The organism is Ammoniphilus sp. CFH 90114 (assembly GCF_004123195.1).
In the GTDB taxonomy this organism is placed as follows: domain Bacteria; phylum Bacillota; class Bacilli; order Aneurinibacillales; family RAOX-1; genus YIM-78166.
The window spans coordinates 148479-169352 of the sequence record NZ_SDLI01000011.1 but is presented as its reverse complement, the minus strand read 5'-3'; the positions used below and the strand labels follow the sequence as shown (position 1 = coordinate 169352).

General features: G+C 45.0%; 21 protein-coding genes. 19 read left to right on the top strand and 2 right to left on the bottom strand.

Annotated elements, in window-relative coordinates; translation table 11 throughout:
- The first annotated feature begins 100 nt into the window (after positions 1-100).
- From sipW to EIZ39_RS21155, 5 genes are all read left to right on the top strand, one after another.
- Positions 101-688, top strand: a complete 588-nt coding sequence (gene sipW, locus EIZ39_RS21175; protein WP_129202592.1) for a signal peptidase I SipW — start codon at positions 101-103, stop codon at positions 686-688.
- A gap of 17 nt (positions 689-705) precedes the next feature.
- Entirely contained in the window at positions 706-1176 is a 471-nt protein-coding gene (locus EIZ39_RS21170) for a hypothetical protein (protein ID WP_129202590.1), read from the top strand.
- A 328-nt stretch (positions 1177-1504) separates the two neighbouring features.
- Complete coding sequence (locus EIZ39_RS21165; protein WP_129202588.1) at positions 1505-1837, top strand: hypothetical protein; 333 nt, start codon at positions 1505-1507, stop codon at positions 1835-1837.
- An 11-nt stretch (positions 1838-1848) separates the two neighbouring features.
- Positions 1849-2478, top strand: a complete 630-nt coding sequence (locus tag EIZ39_RS21160; RefSeq protein WP_129202586.1) for a TVP38/TMEM64 family protein — start codon at positions 1849-1851, stop codon at positions 2476-2478.
- Positions 2479-2502: 24 nt separating this feature from the next.
- Positions 2503-2898 (top strand): response regulator, encoded by a 396-nt coding sequence (locus EIZ39_RS21155; RefSeq protein WP_129202584.1) that lies wholly within the window; start codon positions 2503-2505, stop codon positions 2896-2898.
- A 268-nt stretch (positions 2899-3166) separates the two neighbouring features.
- Here the strand turns inward: EIZ39_RS21155 and EIZ39_RS21150 are convergent, their stop codons facing one another.
- Complete coding sequence (locus EIZ39_RS21150) at positions 3167-3352, bottom strand: hypothetical protein (RefSeq protein WP_129202582.1); 186 nt, start codon at positions 3350-3352, stop codon at positions 3167-3169.
- A gap of 176 nt (positions 3353-3528) precedes the next feature.
- On the opposite strand from EIZ39_RS21150, the gene EIZ39_RS21145 reads away from it, so the two are divergent.
- The 9 genes from EIZ39_RS21145 (at position 3529) to EIZ39_RS21105 (ending at position 13309) form a co-directional block, all read left to right on the top strand.
- Entirely contained in the window at positions 3529-4077 is a 549-nt protein-coding gene (locus tag EIZ39_RS21145) for an NUDIX domain-containing protein (RefSeq protein WP_164985228.1), read from the top strand.
- A gap of 17 nt (positions 4078-4094) precedes the next feature.
- On the top strand, positions 4095-4328 hold the full coding sequence (locus EIZ39_RS21140; RefSeq protein WP_129202578.1) for a DUF1146 family protein: 234 nt from the start codon (positions 4095-4097) through the stop codon (positions 4326-4328).
- Positions 4329-4418: 90 nt separating this feature from the next.
- Entirely contained in the window at positions 4419-5174 is a 756-nt protein-coding gene (locus EIZ39_RS21135; protein WP_129202576.1) for a YwmB family TATA-box binding protein, read from the top strand.
- A gap of 136 nt (positions 5175-5310) precedes the next feature.
- Entirely contained in the window at positions 5311-6642 is a 1332-nt protein-coding gene (murA, locus tag EIZ39_RS21130) for a UDP-N-acetylglucosamine 1-carboxyvinyltransferase (protein WP_129202574.1), read from the top strand.
- Between the two features lie 120 nt (positions 6643-6762).
- Positions 6763-8451, top strand: a complete 1689-nt coding sequence (locus EIZ39_RS21125; RefSeq protein WP_129202572.1) for a phospho-sugar mutase — start codon at positions 6763-6765, stop codon at positions 8449-8451.
- A 170-nt stretch (positions 8452-8621) separates the two neighbouring features.
- Complete coding sequence (gene spoIID, locus EIZ39_RS21120) at positions 8622-9614, top strand: stage II sporulation protein D (RefSeq protein ID WP_129202570.1); 993 nt, start codon at positions 8622-8624, stop codon at positions 9612-9614.
- A 1025-nt stretch (positions 9615-10639) separates the two neighbouring features.
- On the top strand, positions 10640-11857 hold the full coding sequence (gene nagA / locus EIZ39_RS21115) for an N-acetylglucosamine-6-phosphate deacetylase (RefSeq protein ID WP_129202568.1): 1218 nt from the start codon (positions 10640-10642) through the stop codon (positions 11855-11857).
- The gene (gene nagB / locus EIZ39_RS21110; RefSeq protein WP_129202566.1) at positions 11832-12584 is read left to right on the top strand and encodes a glucosamine-6-phosphate deaminase; all 753 of its coding nucleotides are present in this window, start codon (positions 11832-11834) and stop codon (positions 12582-12584) included. Before nagA ends, nagB begins: the two co-directional genes overlap by 26 nt.
- Positions 12569-13309 carry a GntR family transcriptional regulator gene (locus EIZ39_RS21105; protein ID WP_129202564.1) on the top strand — a complete coding sequence of 247 codons (741 nt, stop codon included), beginning with the start codon at positions 12569-12571 and terminating at the stop codon, positions 13307-13309. Before nagB ends, EIZ39_RS21105 begins: the two co-directional genes overlap by 16 nt.
- A 77-nt stretch (positions 13310-13386) precedes the next feature.
- Here EIZ39_RS21105 and EIZ39_RS21100 read toward each other — a convergent pair whose 3' ends face one another.
- Complete coding sequence (locus EIZ39_RS21100; protein ID WP_164985227.1) at positions 13387-14241, bottom strand: Cof-type HAD-IIB family hydrolase; 855 nt, start codon at positions 14239-14241, stop codon at positions 13387-13389.
- Positions 14242-14525: 284 nt separating this feature from the next.
- Between EIZ39_RS21100 and EIZ39_RS21095 the strand changes: the two genes are divergently transcribed.
- The 5 genes from EIZ39_RS21095 to EIZ39_RS21075 all read left to right on the top strand — a co-directional run bounded on the left by EIZ39_RS21095 (position 14526) and on the right by EIZ39_RS21075 (position 20852).
- Complete coding sequence (locus tag EIZ39_RS21095; protein WP_483296063.1) at positions 14526-16121, top strand: serine hydrolase domain-containing protein; 1596 nt, start codon at positions 14526-14528, stop codon at positions 16119-16121.
- Between the two features lie 40 nt (positions 16122-16161).
- The gene (locus EIZ39_RS21090) at positions 16162-18252 is read left to right on the top strand and encodes a glycoside hydrolase family 3 protein (RefSeq protein ID WP_129202560.1); all 2091 of its coding nucleotides are present in this window, start codon (positions 16162-16164) and stop codon (positions 18250-18252) included.
- A 23-nt stretch (positions 18253-18275) separates the two neighbouring features.
- The gene (locus EIZ39_RS21085; protein ID WP_129202558.1) at positions 18276-19541 is read left to right on the top strand and encodes an exo-beta-N-acetylmuramidase NamZ family protein; all 1266 of its coding nucleotides are present in this window, start codon (positions 18276-18278) and stop codon (positions 19539-19541) included.
- A gap of 181 nt (positions 19542-19722) precedes the next feature.
- Complete coding sequence (locus EIZ39_RS21080; protein ID WP_129202556.1) at positions 19723-19839, top strand: anti-repressor SinI family protein; 117 nt, start codon at positions 19723-19725, stop codon at positions 19837-19839.
- Positions 19840-19976: 137 nt separating this feature from the next.
- Positions 19977-20852, top strand: a complete 876-nt coding sequence (locus EIZ39_RS21075) for a MurR/RpiR family transcriptional regulator (RefSeq protein WP_240675893.1) — start codon at positions 19977-19979, stop codon at positions 20850-20852.
- Positions 20853-20874 lie beyond the last annotated feature (22 nt).

Sequence of the window (20874 nt, the reverse complement as noted above, 5' to 3'; positions counted from 1 at the left end):
GAACGATAGAACTGCTGCAGACGATAAGTAAGCTTTTATTGGAGGGAAGGTGAGAGAGATCTCACCTTTCTCTAAATTTAATATTCTAATATAGACAGGAATGAAAGAATTGATTTTAAAAAAAATAATTAGCAGAATAATAAGTATCCTTCTTATAGCTGCTTTGATTTTAACAACTTATGTGACCTTTCAATCTCGAGTAACCGGTGGTCAGCCTAATATTTTTGGGTATAGATTGATGAATGTTCTATCAGGTTCAATGGAACCGGCTATACATACAGGATCGATCATATTGGTCAAACCTATAGTAAACAATGATCAATTAAAAGTCGGCGATATTATTACCTATAAATCAAATATCAAAGAAGGGATCTTAGTTACTCATAGGATAGTAGATGTCACAGACGAAAGGGAAATTGAGTATGTTACCAAAGGAGATGCAAATGAATCAAAGGATCCTAGACCCATTCCTTCCGAACTTGTGGTGGGCAAGTATTCTAACATTATGATTCCATTCGTTGGGTATATTCTTTCTTTTATACAATCCAAAAAAGGGCTTGCTCTCCTTGTAATTATACCGGGTTTAGTAATTGTATTTACTCAGTTATTCCAGTTGGTGCGTGTTTTTAGAGAAAGTCATGTTAAAGAAAAAGACATTAGTAGTAGTGTTGGAGATAGACCTAGTTAAGGTATAGGAGGAATTAGATGAGATATGAGGGACTGATTTTAGCCGTGTGTCTTTTCTGTTTAGTTGTAGCTTTCACTCCTTATGATTCTACACAGGCTATGAGGTCAGGTCAGTATATTGGTATATCTAGTGGCCCAACGACGAGGTTTTTAGATATTGAAGATCTTAAGCCAGGTGATGAAGTTGTTTCTACGATTAAAGTACAAAATGAGGATGAAATTAATTATTTTTATACCATTAGGCTTAGAAATATATCAGGATCGAAAGAACTCTATAATAAGTTTGATTTACAGATTTCAGATGCTATCAAAGTTTTATATAGAGGTTCTTTAAGTCAATATAACGGTTTCTCTCCACGTTATCTATTAAAGCATAGTTCAGAATCACTTACAATTAAGGTCTCCTTGCCTAAAGATGTAGGAAATGAGTATCAAGGACTTTCAAGTAATGTAGCTTTTGATTTCATCACGGAGGAAAAACAAAGTTAAGAGTAAATTTAGATCCAAAAATTAAAAAGAGAGAATGTTATATTAATGAGTTTATGAAGTCAAAAATATGTAAGTGAAGTGTCTGATAATATGTTTGGGAGATACAAATAGATCTACGAAGGAGTGTCTAGTAAGTATATTTAGTGATAAATCTAAGTAAAGGAAATCTAAGATCAAATGTTTTGGCTTTATGCTTACTTCGGTTAATGAGAAGTCCGGCTAGATAATATCAATATATTTGTTAATAATTATTATTCATTCTTGTTCTTTATATAGAATGATTATTTTGTAACTAAAGAGAAATCACTCAAATTCAAGGGGTGAACCCATGCAAAGTAAGTTTGAAAACCCTCTAAAAAAACGATTGCTTCACATTAACAAAAATCTATACATCCACCGTACCGACCCTCTTTTCAAGCAAAAGGTGTTGTTGTACTTGCGTAAGTTAACACCAGAGGAACATTTCCAGGTAGGAAAGAAGTGGAAGCTGTCAAGAAATGAAGAGAAGACTTCTTATTATCAAAAAGATCTCTTAGAGGACAGGGACATATCAAGGTATAAAACTTCCACACCTAGATCCATCAAACTTCTCATTCTTTCACTCTTCACCTCCAACACGATCCTACTTATCTTACTGTATCTCACACTCCAACGAATTTAAGGAGGCCCAACTTGAAAAAACTTCTGACCATCACATTGTTTGCTCTTATTATTTTTCTTTCTTATTCTCAAAAATCTCTTCTATTATATTGGATAGAGGCTGGCGGCAGCCTATCCCTCCTAGTAAGCATCCTCTTTGTTGCTGCCTTGGTCTTTTTTCCAGTCGTCCCATTCATCGTGGTAGCAGGTATCATAGGCTCTGTGTTCGGCGTGGCAGCTGGAACGGCGATCTGTTTGGCAGGCTCCTTGCTTGGCACCCTAATCATGTTCACCATGTCCCGCTTCGGCTTTCAGGACTGGATTCAAGCAACTTTAGACAAATACCCAAAGGCAAAGGAATATGAATCTCTATTCGAACGAAACGCTTTTCTAAGTATTTTACTCGTCCGAGTGGTACCCGTTATTCCTCCTCCAGTGGTAAATATTTTATGCGGGGTGAGTAATGTGTCTTGGATTGTTTTTACTGCGGCTACCTTCCTAGGTAAACTACCCTCCATCTTCTTATTTAATCTAGCCGGAAGCCAATTCGAAACGAATCATTGGTTCTCCTTCTCCATCTATGGCGCATACTTTTTAGTAATCAGTCTTTGTGCAGCGATCTATCTAAAGAAAAAGCAGCATATAAACCAAACTATTTCATAGTCAATCTGGAAGGGAGGCAAGACGATGCGAGTACTAATTGTAGATGACGCAATGTTTATGCGTGTGACGTTGAAACAAATGTTGTTGAATGGAGGATATGAGGTGGTGGGGGAGGCATCAAGCGGCATCGAGGCAATTAATCAGTATAAGTTGCTATCTCCTGATGTGGTATTAATGGATATTTTCATGCCAGAACTAGATGGAATCTCAGCCCTTAAGGAGATTAAGCAGTATAACGAGAAAGCAAAGATTATTATTTGCTCGGCTGTTTCGCATCGGAAATCCGTCATCGAAGCGATTCAAGCAGGAGCGATCGACTTCCTTGCCAAGCCCATTCATCAAGAAACTTTAATATTAAGCATTGAGAAAGCACAACACCAAGGACTTATGCAAACGGAAAGGGGAATCCAAATCTCTTGAGATCCCCGTACTCTATCTTTCCAGTTCACCCAGTCTGGTCTTTTCCACACCACCAACATTGGCCGCCTTTAAGCCATCACTCAGACCAATCCTTCACGATTCGCATCCAGCTGATCATTCAGAAACCGAAAAAAGAAAAGCCTACAACACTTCCCGCCAAGGACCCCTACAAAGGTCAGGTCATCGACCTTACGATCTGAATGAACATCACCAAATATATAAAAGCTGCCCTCCATCCTCAGGAGTTTGGCAGCTTTTATCCTTCCCTTCAGCCTCTTCCTACATTAATTGGTACGCTTCCCTGAAGCTGACTCATCATCTCCCTTAATTCTTGGTGGCTAATTACCACGTGTTCCACATTATCCATAAGTTGATCACAACACTTCAATAAAACAGAATCCGTTAACAGTTCTTTTCCACAGCAGGAGCAACGAAACCGGAATAACACATTCATTCGGACCCCTCCTTCAAACATTCTTCTCTATTTTCACCCCAAACTTTGCACGTCAGGTGCTATAAGGGACTGAATAGTAATCGCACAATAGAACATTTTTAGATATGTTTATGCATGAGGGTAGGCTTTAATGTATACTTATGTGAGGAAAAATGAAAAAGATGGGGGGAGTCAATTTGGGTTTCGACCAATGGCGGCGATTAAAAAGCCATATCCCTTTTCATGAGCGGTACATACGTGTACGTAAGGATATCCTGATGTCTCCTGAAGGCGTGGAGACGGATTATGTATTTTTAGAGGATGAGATTCCTGGAACGGTTGTGGTGCTGGCGATTACGGATGAACAGAAAATTGCCCTTGTTAGACAATATCGCTACCCCATCCAATGCCATCAGTACAATCTCCCTGGTGGGGCTATTGATGCTGGCGAAGAGCCAGAAGAGGCTGCGCGTCGAGAACTCAGGGAGGAAACAGGAATCATAGCAGAGGAGTGGACAGCATTAGGGATGTATCATCCCATGGCCTCTCATCATACAAGGAAAGCCTATCTTTTTATAGCAAAAGGGTTAACTTTTGGGGAGCAGTATTTGGATCCTTTTGAAGATATTCGCGTCGAGTTTCTTCCTATAAAACAGGTTGTGGAATGGATTCATAACCTTCAATTGACCGACATAGAACTTGGATATGCTGTTTTGCTAGCTCGATCCAAGGGATATATAGAGTAACGGAAGGAGTGTTTTTCATGGGTCTTGGATCCACAGGATTAATTAATATTTTTTTATCTCTAATTTTTATTAGTATCAGCTGGTGGGCGATTCAATGCTTTCGTCTGGATCTCTTTGTTAAGGATTATAAGAGTGCGCAAGTGAAGGCGCTGCAGATCCTGCTGTCGATTGCCCTCGGGCACGGTGTGGCCAGATTCTTCATGGACTACCTGGGTTGGTCTATGATGTTGAAGCAATTATTTATGTCTTAAGTAGGAATTTAGCATCTTAATGGTATATCTTTCCTCTCCCCTGTGAAAAATAGGTAGTACAGATAAACAGGGAAGAGGAGAATACTAAAAATGAAAAAAACTTGGGGAATAAACACCATATTGGTAGGTTTGATGCTGTTATTTTCGTGGACAGTGTTTGCTGATCAGCAACCGAAAAAAGAAGCAATAGAAGCACAAGTTGCCCTTGAGCAGATCCTGCAAGCGATGGAGCAAACAGGGGCAAAGGCCGAGCGCCTTTATCTTCATTTAGGTACGAAGTACCGCACTTTCAACCACCCGGAAGAAGTCAAGGAGTTCGCGAAGCAGCTTGGGACTGAGCTAGGCCTGACTGAAACGCGAGACCATCAACTTGAATCCGAATTCCGTTACAAAAGCCTCCATCATCCTGTTCTGACCGAGCTTCGGATCACGATGATGAAATCTAGGTCTAATTCTTGGGACAGTTACTTAACCCTTAAACTATCGGCTAAGTCCACTGACCTAGAAGTCTTAAAAACACAACATGAACATGTACATAAAGTCCTAGAACGTTCGCAAATTCTACCTCATTTTAACACTTGTGTCCAAGGAAATTATAATGTTACACTGGAAAATGACGTTCAATTATTGAAGTTAAACAAACTGCTTGATTTGCTGGGTGCTGAAGTTGTAGAACAAGTACAAGATCCTACGGTCACTAGTGTATCGGCCTATACGCCCCAACTGCCGTCTTACATACTGACGAATGGTCGTCAGATGAATGTACAAGCTGGAACACATGTGGATCAATTACTTGGCATAACAAGAATAACCATTGGAACCCCCATCATCACTATAGAATATTGATATATAGTGGTGGAACGGACGTATAGGCAATGTCTTGTACGAACGGAAAAAAGGTGGGGTCCCCCTTTCGGAAACAGTTAAGGCACCCCATTCACCAAATCAGGATTGGAATACTAGCAGCGGGGGGAAAAGTACTTTGGACAAAATCATAGTCCACGGTGGAACACGTTTATCAGGAAAAGTCAAAGTTAGCGGAGCAAAAAACGCAGTCCTACCGATCATTGCGGCAGCCCTTCTGCCAGAATCGGGCAAAAGTGTCATCCATGACGTGCCCGCCCTGGATGATGTCTATACGATCGGCGAGGTTTTAAGAGCCCTTAATGCACGTGTCACATATGATGAACAAGGAATACTAGAAGTCGATGCTACGGATGTCGATCGCACAGAAACGCCTTATGAACTAATCCGTAAAATGCGTGCCTCTTTCCTAGTGATGGGACCATTGCTGGCCCGCAAAGGAAAAGCACGGGTGTCTTTACCTGGAGGTTGTGCTATTGGAACCAGACCGATTGATCAACACCTTAAAGGCTTCGAGGCCATGGGTGCACACATTGATATCGGTCAAGGGTATATCGAAGCATCGGTTACCGGTCGCCTGCGTGGAACGAAGATTTATTTGGACATCGCAAGTGTAGGAGCTACCGAGAACATTATGATGGCGGCAACTCTTGCAGATGGCACCACGATTATCGAGAATGCTGCTCAAGAGCCTGAGATTGTAGATCTTGCCAACTACTTGAATGCCATGGGGGCGAAAGTCCGCGGTGCAGGAACAGGTACGATCAAGATCGAAGGAGTAGAGCAACTTCATGGAGCTGTTCATACAGTGATCCCAGATCGTATTGAAGCGGGTACGTTTATGGTGGCAGCCGCCATTACTCGTGGAGATGTGTACGTGGAAGGGGCCATCAGTGATCATCTTCGTCCTGTGATTGCCAAGCTCCGTGAGATGGGAGTCATTGTCAAGGAAGACGAGAATGGTGTACATGTTACAGCCACAGGGAAATTGAAGGCTGTAGATGTGAAGACCTTGCCTCATCCTGGTTTCCCTACGGATATGCAATCTCAATTCATGGCCCTTTTACTTACTACAGAAGGATCCAGTATGGTGTCGGAGACGGTGTTTGAGAACCGCTTCATGCATGTGGATGAATTCAAGCGTATGGGAGCCAAGATTAAGATTGAGGGAAGAAGTGCCGTTGTGCAAGGAAATGCTTCATTAAAAGGAGCACAAGTCACTTCAACTGACCTGCGCGCTGGGGCAGCCCTGGTTCTTACAGGACTCGTATCGGAAGGCCAAACTGAAGTTGGAGCTTTGCATCACATCGATCGCGGGTATGTAGACTTTTGTGGTAAGCTTCGAGGTTTAGGAGCGAATATTACTCGCTTGTCCGAAGAAGAGGCAAAGGTAAAAGAAGCCGAAAAGCTAGCACCGAACGTAATCAAATTAAGAACCTCCTATGCGTAAAGACACACTGAAATCGCCTTGCCATGAATTCATGGTAGGGCGATTTTTTCTTTCTGGTATTAATCTTTGCCATATTACTGTAAAATAGGAAGGGAAATCCTGACGTATTGGAGGCAGAACATGAGTTATCTTCAAGAATACGAACGCTGGAAGCGAGCCAGCCATATTGATGCAGAGTTGAAGCAACAATTAATTTCAATTGAAGGCAATGAAAAAGAAATAGAAGATCGTTTTTATAAATCATTGGAATTTGGTACAGGTGGTTTACGTGGGGTTATTGGAGCCGGGACGAACCGCATGAATACATATACGGTAAGAAAAGCGACTCAAGGATTAGCGCAATACATAGCGAAGCAAGGCGAGGAAGCGAAGCGAAAAGGGGTGGCGATTGCTTATGATTCCAGACATAAGTCACCTGAGTTTGCAGAGGAAGCAGGGCGAGTGCTGGCCCAGAACGGGATTAAGGCCTATGTTTTTGAAGAGCTTCGGCCGACTCCAGAGTTGTCCTTCGCTGTTCGTCATTTAGGAACGACAGCTGGAATTGTGATTACGGCAAGTCATAACCCGCCTGAATATAATGGGTATAAGGTGTATTGGTCTGATGGGGCACAGATTGCTACGGATTTGGCTGATGCCATTACTCATGAAATTAGTCAAGTAGCGGATGAACTGCAAGTCGAGGCGATGGACTTAGAAGAGGCTCAGGCGCAAGGGCTATTTGAATGGTTGGGGAAAGAAACGGATGACGCGTATCAAGCCCAACTAAGAACCCTGGCCTTACAACCGAGCGAAAATAATAAGGATTTTAAAGTTGTATTTACCCCTTTGCATGGAACGGGGAATCTTCCAGTTCGCCAGATTCTTGCGGATATGGGCTTTGAGCACGTGTATGTGGTTCCTGAGCAAGAGCTGCCTGACCCGAATTTCTCTACGGTAAAATCTCCAAACCCTGAGGAGCATGAGGCTTTCAAGTTGGCGATCGCCCTCGCTGAAGAAGTTGGAGCGGACATGATTATGGGTACAGACCCGGATACCGACCGAGCAGGTGTTGTCGTGAGAGATAACAATGGAGAATTTACGGTGCTAACAGGTAATCAGTTAGGTGCGCTTCTTCTTGACTACTTGTTATCCCAACGTTCGGCTCAAGGAACTCTACCGGAAAATGGAGTTGTTATTAAGACGATTGTCACATCGGAGATTGGCGCCGTGGTGGCCAAACAGTATGGGCTAGATACTCTTGATACGTTAACGGGCTTTAAGTATATCGGTGAAAAGATCAAGCAGTTTGAAGAAACGAAAGAGAAGACTTTTCTATTCGGTTATGAAGAAAGCTATGGTTATTTAGCGGGTGCTTTTTGCCGAGATAAAGATGCCGTTCAAGCGTGCATGCTAGCGGCGGAGATGGGAGCTTATTATCAGAAGCAGGGTTTAACTCTTTACCAAGCCTTACTCCAGTTGTTTGCTAAAGTCGGATATTTTAAAGAGGACCTTGTTTCTTTGACCCTCAAGGGACTAGAGGGTGTGGCAAAGATTAATGAGATGATGGATCAGCTTCGAAAACAACCTCCTAGCCAGATCGGGCCGATTGCTGTGAAGGAAGTCAAAGACTATCAGGCAGGAATCGATGGATTACCGAAAGCGAATGTGCTGAAGTTTTTCCTAGAGGATGATTCCTGGTTTGCCGCTCGTCCATCGGGGACGGAGCCGAAGATTAAGTTCTACTTTGGGGTCAAAGGTAACAGCGTGGAAAACGCGATAGGCAGACTAAACGCGTTAAAGCAAGAAGTTATGCAGTTGATCAAATCATAAATCTTGATGAACAAAGGAGATCCTTCGGGGTCTCCTTATTATTTCCTAGGAAAAGTCCACCTGTAATCCTTTAGCTTTAAATTATCCATAAAAGAAACATACTCGACCTCCCGGCTGAATACATATTAGTAGATCTGCGGACAACCGCATTTTCAATCGGGAGGGGTGCTATGAAACGAATCGGAATAGGACTAGCGGTTATACTCATCATTGTACTTGTGATCCCTGCAATCGTCACAATCTTAGCGCCGGATGCACCAGAAATGAAGCATGCACAGCCAGACATGCCCAGCCCAAGTCAGCTGGAGAATCAAATTCAGATTTCAGTCTATCGTACAGAAAGCAAGAAAGTGGATACGTATCCAATAGAAGAGTATATTGTTGGCGTGCTTTCGGCGGAGATGCCCGCTGATTTTGAATTAGAGGCCTTGAAGGCTCAAGCCATGGCAGCCCGTACCTATATTGTGCGAAGAATTGCAGGAAAGGACTTTAAAGATGTTCCAGAAGGGGCACATGTGACGGATACGGTGCAGCACCAAGTATTTTTGGACGATCAACAACGACGGGCTGCTTGGGGGACGGATTATTCATGGAAGAGTCAACGAATCCGACAAGCGGTGGTGGAAACCCAGGGAAAGGTGTTAACCTTTGAAGGGAAGCCGATTGATGCGACTTTCTTTTCTACCAGCAATGGTTACACCGAGAATTCTGAAGAGTATTGGGCGAACAAGATTCCTTATTTGCGAAGTGTAGAGGTGCCTTGGGATAAGCAGTCTCCTAGGTATCAGTGGACGAATGCTTTCTCTTTAGCTGAAGTGGAGAAGAAGCTTGGGGTAAAGATTGCGGCAACGGCCTCTGCACCGACAAGTTGGTATAAGGTACTAGAGACGACAACGGGGAACCGTGTAGGAAAGGTCCAGATAGGAGACAAAACCTTCACGGGTAAGGAGATCCGAGAGAAGCTAGGTTTACCATCGTCTTCATTTAATTGGGATATGAAGAATGGGAAACTGATGGTGACTACGTATGGCTATGGGCATGGAGTGGGGATGAGTCAGTGGGGAGCGCACGGAATGGCGCAAAGTGGGAAAACAGCGACAGATATCGTTCATTACTTCTATCAGGGGATTGCAATCGAAGATTATTATCAATGGGTGCAGTAGGGTTCCGTTTAAAGGTGCAAGTAAGGGGATTCTTAGGGGGACTATCACCACAGTAATCACATCAAAAAACATAAAAGAAGGGCTTCTCTCAACTGTTATGTTGAGGATGGAACCCTTCTTTGATTTTGTTTGTAGTGGGATGGTTTTGGATTGGACAGGCTTGAGGTTTTTTGGGCTAGTGTTGTCCGAAAGAGGCTCGTATTCTGACAGGCCCGAGCCTCTTTCGCCTTGCGCTGTCCGAAAGAGGCTTGTATTCTGACAGGCTTGAGCTTATTTCGCCTCGCGCTGTCCGAATGAGGCTTGTATTTGGACAGGCTTGAGCCTATTTCGCCTTGCGCTCTCTGAAAGAGGCTCGTATTTGGACAGGCCCGAGCCTTTTTTGCCTTGCGCTGTCCGAAAGAGGCTTGTATTCTGACAGGCTTGAGCTTATTTCGCCTTGCGCTGTCCGAATGAGGCCCGTATTTGGACAGGCTTGAGCTTATATCGCCTCGCGCTGTCCGAATGAGGCTCGTATTTGGACAGGCTTGAGCTTATATCGCCTCGCGCTGTCCGAATGAGGCTCGTATTTGGACAGATCCGATCATATTTCGCCTTGCGCTGTCCGAAAGAGGCTTGTATTCTGACAGGCTCGAGCTTATATCGCCTTGCGCTGTTTGAATGAGGCTTGTATTTGGACAGGCTGGAGCTTATATCGCCTTGCGCTGTCCGAAAGAGGCCTGTATTTGGACAGACCCGAGCTCATCTCGCCTTGCGCTGTCCAAATGAGGCTAGTATTTTGACAGGCTGGAGCTTTTTTTGCCTAGCCCTGTCCGAATGAGCCCGGCTTTCAGACAAACTTTGAGCAATCCTGATCGTTAGACTTAAGTCACGCTCGAACTCACTTGAAAATAGTAATACTGCCCTCTGTAACGGAACCGGTTAGGATAAACAACCTCACATCACCAAAATCTGTGTTTTAGGTGGTCTAGACAACTATATAACTAGAATGATAGAATAAAATTACCAAAAGATAACAGGAGTGGAATATGAAAAAGAGAAATTGGGTCCTTACGGGTGCGCGTATTTTTGGAGAACAGGGTCAGATAGAGAAGGGATATATAAAGTTGGAAGATGGCCTGATTGCGGAGATGGCGGGAAGTTCTTCTTTGTCTGATGAGGCTCTTACCGAGGCGGTACATTTGCCAGAGAACTGGTCGATTATCCCAGGAATGATTGACTTACACATTCATGGTGCTGCAGGCGCGGATACGATGGATGCGAATACAGAAGCTCTCGTGACGATGGCTTCCGCTTTGCCTGCGGAGGGGACAACGGCTTTTTTAGCAACGACGATGACGCAAGAGGAAGCGATCATTGAACTGGCGCTTCGCAATGTGTCTTTATATATGAAGGAAGAGAACGATCCGGGGTTAGCGGAGGTGTTAGGGGTGCATTTAGAGGGGCCCTTCATATCGGCTAAAAGGGCAGGTGCCCAGCCGCTGGATGCTATCCGGCTTCCAGATGTGGAGCTTTTTAAGAAATGGCAAGCGTTGACGGATGGGCAGATTCGACTGGTTACACTGGCTCCCGAGCAAGAAGGTGGACTTGAGCTGACGGCTTATTTGAGAGAAACGGGAGTGGTGGCTTCTGTTGGTCATTCGGATGCGACGTATGAAGAAGTGGTAAAGGCTATCGAAGCTGGGGTGACTCAAGCTACCCATTTATTTAATGGCATGAGGGGATTGCATCATCGGGAACCGGGGGTGGTTGGGGCTGTTTTACTTCATGACGAGATTATGGCGGAGATGATTGCAGATGGGATTCATGTCCGTCCCGAGATGATCGATATGGTATATCGTCAGAAGGGGGCGAAGGGGCTGCTCCTCATTACGGATGCCATGAGAGCGAAGTGCCTAGGAGAGGGACACTATCAACTAGGAGGCCAGGATGTTGAGGTATCTAATGGCATGGCCACCCTCCGAGATGGGACGTTAGCCGGCAGTGTATTGAAGATGAGGGATGCTGCGGTGAATATGATGGAATTTACGAGCTGCCGATTGGAAGAGGTGATCCGTATGGCATCGGAGAATCCGGCTCGACAGCTTGGTGTGTTCAATCGAAAAGGAAGCTTGCTGCCGGGCAAGGATGCAGACGTAGTTGTGCTAGACCATGAGATGAAGGTCAGAATGACCTTTTGCCGGGGGCAGTTGGCTTTTTTGCAGGAGGAGGTGGAAAAGGATGAAATGGATTCACGCGAAGGATAGCCATGAGATGAGTCGTTTAGCAGCAGAGTTTATGATTCAAGAAGTAAAAAAACAACCCTCGATGGTTCTTGGTCTCGCTACAGGAGGGACTCCTGTTGGGACCTATCAAGAGTTGATTCGAGATGCCCGGGAGAACGGAACTTCCTATAAAGCCATCACGACCTTTAACCTAGATGAATACGTCGGCTTGGCTGGGACGCATCCGAATAGTTATCGGTACTTTATGCAGCAGCAGTTATTTGAACACATTGACCTTCCGATTGAACAGACTTATCTCCCGAATGGAGAGGCCAAGGATCTCATGGCCGAGTGCCAACGGTATGAGGAGTTAATTGCTCGTCATGGTGGAATCGACTTGCAACTCCTCGGCATCGGTACGAATGGTCATATCGGGTTTAATGAGCCGGGAACTTCTTTTCAGTCTACTACTCATGTAGTCACTCTAACGAAGGATACGAGAGAGGCGAATGCAAGATTTTTCACGAGTCTAGAAGAAGTACCGACTCACGCGATTACGATGGGGATTGCTACGATTATGAAGAGTAAGCGAATTCTCTTGTTAGCCTCAGGGGAGGAGAAGGCGGACATCCTTTATCAACTGGCTTTAGGAGAGGTGGATGAAAAAGTACCCGCCAGTATTTTAAAGCAGCACCCGGATGTAACCATCATTGCGGATACGGTGGCTCTACGAAGAGTAAAGGAGCAGGAACTATGCGGCTTGCGATAAACAAGAATCTACCGATTCCGATTTATTATCAAATTGAAGAAGGGATTAAAGCACTGATTGAGCAACGGGAGTTAAAGCCTGGTGATTTGATTCCTTCGGAGCGTGAGTTATGTGAAGCTTATGGGATTAGTCGGATGACCGTGCGGCAGGCAGTAAATAACTTGGTTAACGATGGTTATTTAGTTCGCCAGCAAGGACGAGGAACTTTTGTTTCGAAGGGGAAAATGGAGCAAAGGTTGAAGGGGGTCACGAGTTTTTCAGAGGATATGAGAGCTAGAGGCATGGAGCCAGGAACCAAGCTCCTTTCCTTTGAACGGATTCAAGGCAGTAAGTCGATCTGTGAGAAGTTTTCGGTACCAGAAGGGACGATGATCTTTGAGGTTAAGCGCGTTCGTTTAGCAGATGGAATCCCTATGGCTTACGAGATCTCGTATTTGCCGGCGACTTTACTGCCAGGGTTTACTTTGGAGGTGGCTGAAGGGTCCATCTATCAGTTCGTAGAGAATGTGCTGATGCTCGAGATCGGGAACGCCCATCAAGTGTTAGAGGCCTCGCTGGCCCGAGGGGTAGAATGTGAAATCTTAGGGCTTGAATCGGGGGCACCGGTCCTCCTGATTCAACGCCAAACGTATCTTGCTGACGGCGTTCCGCTTGAAGTGGTGAGATCCGTTTATCCGGGTGATCGATATAAGTTTGTGATCGACATGCAGAGGACGGTGTCTTAAAATATTGGATTGATGAAAGTTCCTGAAATGGAAGAGAGCCTGTTTCAAAGAGTTTCCTTTGAAACAGGCCTTCTTTTTTATCCAAGAATCCTCTTAATCGCAAAAGCCACACCATCTTCTTCGTTCGTCTTGGTGGTGAATTGGCAAACGGCTTTGACTTCTTCGGCTGCATTGCCCATAGCAACAGGCATACCTACGATGCGAAGCATGGACAGATCGTTGAAGCTGTCTCCTATCGCCATGACGTCTTTCAGCGTGATGCCAAGAGACTCCGCGTAGGTTTGGACAGCGTTGCCTTTTTGTGCGAGTTCACTATTCACTTCGAGGTTGATGGGTGCAGAGGCACTCACGGCGAGACCTGACACGGCGGATAACAGGTGGCGGGCTTTGGCCAGTCTTGAAGGATCGATTGAATAGCCCATGACTTTAAAGACAGGTGCTTCGTGCTGGGTAAGATAATGCGAAAAGCTTTCTACTAGATGAACGGATCCGGTCGTAAAGCGTTGTTGAGCAAGGGAGTGAAGATGATCGACGTTATTCTCAAGTGAGGTGCCTTTGTAGTAATCAAGGACGATATCCATCGCTTTCTCCCGGTCTTCCGTTAACGTTCCCTCATCCGTATAGACTTCGTAATACAATTGGGTATTTTTTAGTATCGATGCTACTTGTTGATATAGGTCCAGGGCTATAGGGAAATGAGCTACTCGTTTCCCTTCTGCTGTCCGGATATCAGCTCCGTTTACACAAAGCATGGGGCAATGGAGTCCTGCTTCTTTGATTAACGGTAGGGCTTCGCGGTAGGAACGACCAGTGGCGATAACGACTTCAACCCCTCTTGATTGAGCGAGGCGAACCGCCTCTACATTAGCTGGACTAACGGTTTGATGATGGTTTAAGAGTGTGCCATCCATGTCAAGGGCGATCAGTTTCATAGAGAGGGTCCTTTCTGGTTTGAATATTGATCCATTACTTATCAGTTTTTGCTTTATTGCAGGGAAGAATGTATAGGTACCGTACTCCTTATGTCCTCTTAACCCACCCCGACGTCTAGTATTGGCGACTATATTCGAACGTGTTAGCATTTTCAATGTAAGTAAATAAAAGTAATTTCACAAACTAAGTATAGTAAAAGGAGTTGATGCCGTTGGCCATTAAGATTCCAATTCCGAGACGACTGTTGGCTGTCACATTAGGAGCTAGCTTGCTTGTTTCGGGCATCGGTTTAGCTAAAGGGAATGCCCCTCTTTTCCATCCTCGGTTTACGTGGAATCAGCCAGGGCCTTTGAGTGCGGTCGTCCACCCAGGCTCTGCTCAGTTAGCGGGTATGCGCCAAGAGCCGCTTGATCAAATAGATGAAGTGATCGAGCAAGCCATAGCCGAGGGCGCACTTCCGGGGGCAGTGGTGTTGGTGGCAAGGAAAGGTTCGATTGTTAAGCACGAAGCTTATGGGCGGGCAGTACAGTATGCGGATGACATCTTCACTCCGGCAGAAGAATTATTGGATATGCAAAAAGACACCATTTTTGATTTAGCTTCGGTTAGCAAGGTGATTACGTCCACGGCCGTACTCAAGCTCTATGAAGAAGGAAAATTTCAATTAGATGATCCTGTAGCGAAATATATTCCGGAATTTGGGGAAAATGGAAAAACAACTGTTACCATTCAACAATTACTCACTCATACGTCAGGGTTGCCTGCATCAATCCCGCTCTATCAAAGAGGCGCGAGTCGGGAGGAGCGAATTCAAATTGCCTTGAAAATCCCGCTTTCCAACCCACCGGGGAAAGCCTACACATATAGTGATATGAATATGATGATTTTAGGGGCTCTAGTGGAGAGGTTGGCAGGAAAAGGGTTGGACGAGTATGTGAAAGAGACCATTACAGATCCTCTCGGAATGAAAGATACCATGTACAACCCACCTGCGGAATTAAAGCCAAGAATCGCGGCCACCGAATACCAGCCATGGACAGGTAGAGGAATGGTATGGGGTGAGGTTCATGATGAAAATGCCTGGTCACTAGACGGAGTAGCCGGTCATGCCGGAGTCTTCTCTACCGCCCATGACTTAGCGATCTTTTCCCACATGATGTTAAACGACGGGAAGTATGGAGGGACCCGTATTCTAAAGCCGGAGACGGTGAAGCTTTTGACAGAGAATCAAATTCCGCAATTCCCACAGAATGGGCATGGATTAGGGTATGAAGTTCAGTTGGGCTGGTATATGGATGCCCTGTCAGACCCACGAACTTATGGTCATACCGGTTATACGGGGACGTCGCTCGTCGTTAGCCCGAATAACGAGACGGTGGTCATTCTCCTAACCAATCGGGTTCATCCTTCTCGGAATACGATTTCTACGAACTTTACACGTAGAGAAGTTGCTCGCTTAGCAGCGGATGCCATTCCGGTAACCATCTCTGGAAAAGAGGGTGCTTGGTTCTCCGGTTATGGCGATCAGATAGAAAACATTCTTCAAGCGGAGGTTCCCGGAGGTGAAACAGTCACCTTATCCTTCGATACCTGGTATCAAATCCAAACGACGGATGATGCAGGGTATATCGAGGTGTCATCAGATGAAAAAACTTGGTCGCTCATTTTCCCCTGTCTTAACGGAGGGAGCGGAGGGTGGACAACCCTTCAAGTTGAGCTTCCTAAGGGGGCAAAGTGGGTACGTTTCCGGTACAAAACGGATACGCAATACTCGGGCAATGGAAGAGGTTGGTACATTCAAAACGTAAAAATGAACTCTGATGGAGAAACTGTCCAACCTGTAATGACAAGTGATACTTGGGAGATACGGAAGGACTAGTTTTCCAAAATCATAAAGAGGAGAGGAGCCCTACCATCCTATGCGGAGGAAACAATCGAATTGGCTAAAGTCGTTTATGGTAATCACCTTAACCCTAATGGTTTCCCAGTTATTCGCTCTTGGAGCTTCAGCAACAGGAGGTGATTTAATTATTTTCCAGAACATTCCTCAAGCGGAGCCGCAGTTGGATGATGAGCGTATACAGCTTGTGGCTGTTCATCTGCATGATGGAGGATACTTTACAAAAGCTAGCACGGGATTAAGCTGGGATTCCTCTAATGTAAACGTTGCGGAAGTAGATCAACAGGGATGGGTGACCTTTAGCGGACAAAATGGAAGAACCTATGTCACTGTAACAGACGGAGTCTATTCCGATCGTATTGCTCTAGAATACAAGCTAGACCCAAAGACGAAGAATGTAACGACAAAGATCGTGAAAGAAGAGGGAGAGCGTTATGATGTAATCCAACGCGCTCTCCATCAATTGAGCATGGAAGAGAAAGTCGGTCAGATGCTTATGCCCGATTTCCGTACCTTCAGTGGGAAAAATGTAACAGAGATGCTACCGCAAATTGAGGCTCTAGTGAAGAAGTACCATTTGGGTGGCGTGATCTTGTTTAGTGAGAACGTTGTGACGACAGAACAAACCGCTAGATTAATCTATTATTATCAGAAAGCGTCCGAGAAATTTGGGTTGTTGATTACCATTGATCAGGAAGGTGGTATCGTCACTCGTCTACAGTCAGGAACCGATTTTCCAGGAAGTATGGCTTTAGGAGCGGCAAGAGACCCAGAACTTTCTTATCGAATAGGAAAAGCCATTGGGGAGGAATTGAGTGTCCTTGGTATTAATACGAACTTTGCTCCGATTATGGATGTGAATAATAATCCTGACAATCCGGTGATTGGTGTCCGTTCCTTCGGAGAAAATCCGGCCCTCGTAGCTGAACATGGGACAGCCTATATTCAGGGATTGCAGAGCGCGGGGGTAGCAGCTACGGCGAAGCACTTCCCTGGACATGGAGATACTACTGTAGATTCGCACTTAGGTATTGCTGAAGTACCACATGATAAAGCTCGTCTAAAAGAGATGGAATTGTACCCTTTCCAAAAGGCGATGGAAGGTGGCATTGATGCGATTATGACAGCTCATGTGACCTTTCCGAAGATAGACGGAACTAAGGCTGTCTCCAAATTAGATGGAAAAGAGATCGCTGTCCCGGCTACATTATCTCGCCTTGTTTTGACTGAACTTATGCGTGAAGAAATGGGATTCCAAGGAGTGATCTCTACGGATGCGATGGATATGAAGGCAATCTCGGATCACTTCGGACCCGTCGACGCAGCTGTCCGTGCAGTAAGGGCGGGAGCGGATATCATTTTAATGCCAGTAGGGCTTGAAGAAGTAGCTGAAGGGCTTTATGAAGCGGTTCGAGCGGGGGAAATTACGGAAGATCAATTAGATGCATCCGTTGAGCGAATTTTGACCCTCAAAGTAAAGCGAGGCATTGTGAAGGAAGAATCCCCGATGTCCATTTCTGAGCATATTGAAAAGGCCTTGGATATTGTCGGTTCAGTTGAGCATAAAGCGTTAGAAGTCGAAACGGCTGCACGTTCTGTAACCTTGGTTAAAAATGACGGGGTTCTTCCCCTTCAACAAGATGAGGAAAACAAAGTGGTGGTTGTAGGCTCCTCCTATTTTGATGACTTGTATACGGCGGTGAAAAAGCATCAAAGCAATGCCGTTCAAGTGAAGTTGACTAGCTCGTACAAGCCGACGGCTGCCCAGTGGGATGAGATTAAGAAGGCTGATACGGTGATCATTGGTACAGTCACCTCGAACGTGTCTGGTCGTATGCCTACCCATGCCCAAATGGCACTGGTTAAAGAGATAAATGAGGCGGTTAGCGCACCTGTCATTGCACTAGGCATCCGCAATCCGTATGACATTATGGCCTACTCGAATGAAGTAGATGCTTATGTGGTTCAATACAGCTTCCGACCTGCGAGTACTCAGGCTGCTGTTGACGTGTTATTCGGGAAAAAGGAACCCACAGGCAAGCTTCCGGTTACCATTCCAAGCTATGATGGTGGAGTTCTGTATCCATACGATCATGGTCTAAGATATTAGGGAAGAAAAGAGGAGAAACAAGCATGAAAAAGTTTGCGAGTGTCGTTTTAACTGCGGTGATGATGTTTTCGATCTTTTCCGTAGGGGGAGCAGCACCCTCTTTTCCTCCACCCGGCTTGATTGATAATCCGGTTAAGAAGGTAGGGTATCCAAAACATTTTAAATTAGGGGTAGATGTCCTCCTTGAGGAGCAAATGGACCTGATCAAGGGGAAGAGGGTCGGATTAATTACCAACCCAACTGGGGTGGATCAGAATCTAAATAGTATTGTAGATATCGTCTATAAACACCCTGAAGTAGAGTTGAGAGCCTTGTATGGACCAGAGCATGGGGTTCGAGGAGATGCTCAAGCAGGGAAGTATGTAGAGTTCTATGTAGATGAGGAAACGAACTTACCTGTGTACAGTTTGTATGGAAAAACTCGCAAGCCTACGCCTCAAATGCTAGAGGATATTGAGGTCTTATTGTTTGACATTCAAGACGTAGGGACACGTTTCTATACGTATATCTATACCATGGCTTATGCGATGGAAGCAGCAAAAGAAAACAATATTCCGTTCATCGTGCTTGACCGTCCTAATCCGCTAGGTGGAGAAAAGGTAGAAGGGCCTGTGTTGGATTCTAAGTTTTCATCCTTTATCGGTCTCTATGAAATTCCGCTTCGTCACGGGATGACAGCTGGGGAATTAGCGCAATTGTTTAATGAGGAGTTTGGTATTGGTTGTGACTTAACGGTGGTAAAAATGGAAGGATGGGAGCGCGACAGCTATTATGACGAAACACCGCTTCACTGGGTTTTACCATCCCCTAACATGCCTACTCTAGATACGGCGATTGTCTATCCAGGTGCGGCTCTTATGGAGGGAACCGCTGTTTCTGAAGGGCGGGGAACGGTGAAACCATTTGAGTTCATTGGGGCTCCAGCAATTAATGGGACCCATTTAGCGAAAAGATTAAATGACATGCAGATGCCAGGAGTGCAGTTCCGTGCGACGTCCTTTACTCCACAGTTCTCGAAGCATTCGGGTAAGTTATCTGGTGGAATTCAGATCCATGTAACGGATCGCGATGCTTACCGATCTGTAGAGACAGGGATTGCCATCGTAAAGGCGATTTATGATTTGTATCCAAGTGAAGTAAAGTTTTCGTCGTTCTTTAACCATTTGATCGGGAATAATTGGGTGGTGGAAGATATCAAGCAAGGAAAATCAGTAGAGGAAATCAGCAATCGTTGGCAACCAGAGTTAGAGCAGTTTAAAGAGGTTCGTAGCAAGTATTTGTTATATTAATTAGCTACCTGTGTTTTTTCTTTAGCAAAACTTTAGGTTGTTCCCCCTCCTTTCGACATACATATTATTCTATGGATGGTATAATGGACCTATTAAGACCATGTGGATAGTGTTAATCCTGTTGATAACGATACTGGCTAGGGCACGCAGACCAAACTGAAGGAACCAGGAGGGAAGGGTTTTGTGTACACAGCAGTTTGTTGTAGACCAAGAATGGGTAGAATTGATTCGAGAAGCGATGGAGTTAGGGTTAACGGTTGAAGAGGTTAGGGCCTTTTTAATGGTTGGAAAAATGTGAGTCGTTATACCGCATATATAATAAAGCGTCCAAACAGGTAGGACGTTTTTTCTTTTGAGGTAAATGTAACAAAATTTTATAAATATTTGTTGACTTGAGAAATAATGCGACATAAAATGTAAGTAGTAGGAAATTACATGGAGTGGATGACAATGAACGGTGGTTTAGTAAGCTTAAGGGCGATGCTCGATGAATTGAAACCGTCCGAGAGGAAGGTGGCACAATTTATCTTGGATCACCCGCATGAAGTCGTCAAGCTTTCTGTGCAGAAGCTGGCGGAGCTTAGTGAAGTATCCGACGCTACGGTCATTCGTCTCTCTCGTTCGCTTAATATGACAGGATATCAAGAATTAAAGCTGAGAATAGCCGGCGATCTTACCATGGGCAATATGCAGGAGAAGTATCAGGAGATTGGAATGGATGGATCGACTTCTTCCATCATTCATTCTGTAAGCAGCAATAATATGCAGTCGATCCAAGATACCATTTCCGTGCTCTCTCCTGAATCGGTGGAGGAAGCTGCAGAGGCCTTGCTTCAAGCTCGTAAGATCGATATTTATGGCGTAGGGGCATCGGCGGTCATTGCCTATGATTTGAGACAGAAGCTTCATCGGATCAATCTCTGGTGTGAATCGTATTCCGACTTTCATGCTCAGTTAACTTCAGCGGTGAATCTGAAGGAACAAGATGTGGTGTTCGGGATCTCTTACTCGGGACAGACGGAGGATATCATCCAGTCGATTACCGAGGCGAAGAAGCAAGGGGCTAAAGTGATAACGCTTACGAAGTTTGGATCCAACCCGGTTTCGGATCTGGCAGACATCAAGTTGTTTACGAGCTCTGTCGAGAAGAGTATCCGGACGGGGGCGATGGCCTCGAGGATTGCTCAGCTGAATGTTATTGATATTGTGTTTATTGCTATGGCGAGCCAAAGGCAGGAAGAAGTCATTCCGTTATTGGACAAGACGAGAATGGCCGTTAGTCGCACGAAGCGGTCCTTAGGAGATAGATAGATAACTCCAGGAGGACCAGGAT

Bases quoted from the DNA above. Each gene is read 5' to 3' on its own strand.
- EIZ39_RS21100 (WP_164985227.1), bottom strand. From the start codon at position 14,241: ATGAAACTGATCGCCCTTGACATGGATGGCACACTCTTAAACCATCAT.
- EIZ39_RS21165 (WP_129202588.1), top strand. From the start codon at position 1,505: ATGCAAAGTAAGTTTGAAAACCCTCTAAAAAAACGATTGCTTCACATT.
- spoIID (WP_129202570.1), top strand. From the start codon at position 8,622: ATGAAACGAATCGGAATAGGACTAGCGGTTATACTCATCATTGTACTT.
- EIZ39_RS21125 (WP_129202572.1), top strand. From the start codon at position 6,763: ATGAGTTATCTTCAAGAATACGAACGCTGGAAGCGAGCCAGCCATATT.
- EIZ39_RS21075 (WP_240675893.1), top strand. From the start codon at position 19,977: ATGGAGTGGATGACAATGAACGGTGGTTTAGTAAGCTTAAGGGCGATG.
- EIZ39_RS21140 (WP_129202578.1), top strand. From the start codon at position 4,095: ATGGGTCTTGGATCCACAGGATTAATTAATATTTTTTTATCTCTAATT.
- EIZ39_RS21135 (WP_129202576.1), top strand. From the start codon at position 4,419: ATGAAAAAAACTTGGGGAATAAACACCATATTGGTAGGTTTGATGCTG.
- EIZ39_RS21170 (WP_129202590.1), top strand. From the start codon at position 706: ATGAGATATGAGGGACTGATTTTAGCCGTGTGTCTTTTCTGTTTAGTT.
- EIZ39_RS21155 (WP_129202584.1), top strand. From the start codon at position 2,503: ATGCGAGTACTAATTGTAGATGACGCAATGTTTATGCGTGTGACGTTG.
- EIZ39_RS21085 (WP_129202558.1), top strand. From the start codon at position 18,276: ATGAAAAAGTTTGCGAGTGTCGTTTTAACTGCGGTGATGATGTTTTCG.
- EIZ39_RS21105 (WP_129202564.1), top strand. From the start codon at position 12,569: ATGCGGCTTGCGATAAACAAGAATCTACCGATTCCGATTTATTATCAA.
- sipW (WP_129202592.1), top strand. From the start codon at position 101: ATGAAAGAATTGATTTTAAAAAAAATAATTAGCAGAATAATAAGTATC.
- nagB (WP_129202566.1), top strand. From the start codon at position 11,832: ATGAAATGGATTCACGCGAAGGATAGCCATGAGATGAGTCGTTTAGCA.
- EIZ39_RS21090 (WP_129202560.1), top strand. From the start codon at position 16,162: ATGCGGAGGAAACAATCGAATTGGCTAAAGTCGTTTATGGTAATCACC.
- nagA (WP_129202568.1), top strand. From the start codon at position 10,640: ATGAAAAAGAGAAATTGGGTCCTTACGGGTGCGCGTATTTTTGGAGAA.
- EIZ39_RS21150 (WP_129202582.1), bottom strand. From the start codon at position 3,352: ATGAATGTGTTATTCCGGTTTCGTTGCTCCTGCTGTGGAAAAGAACTG.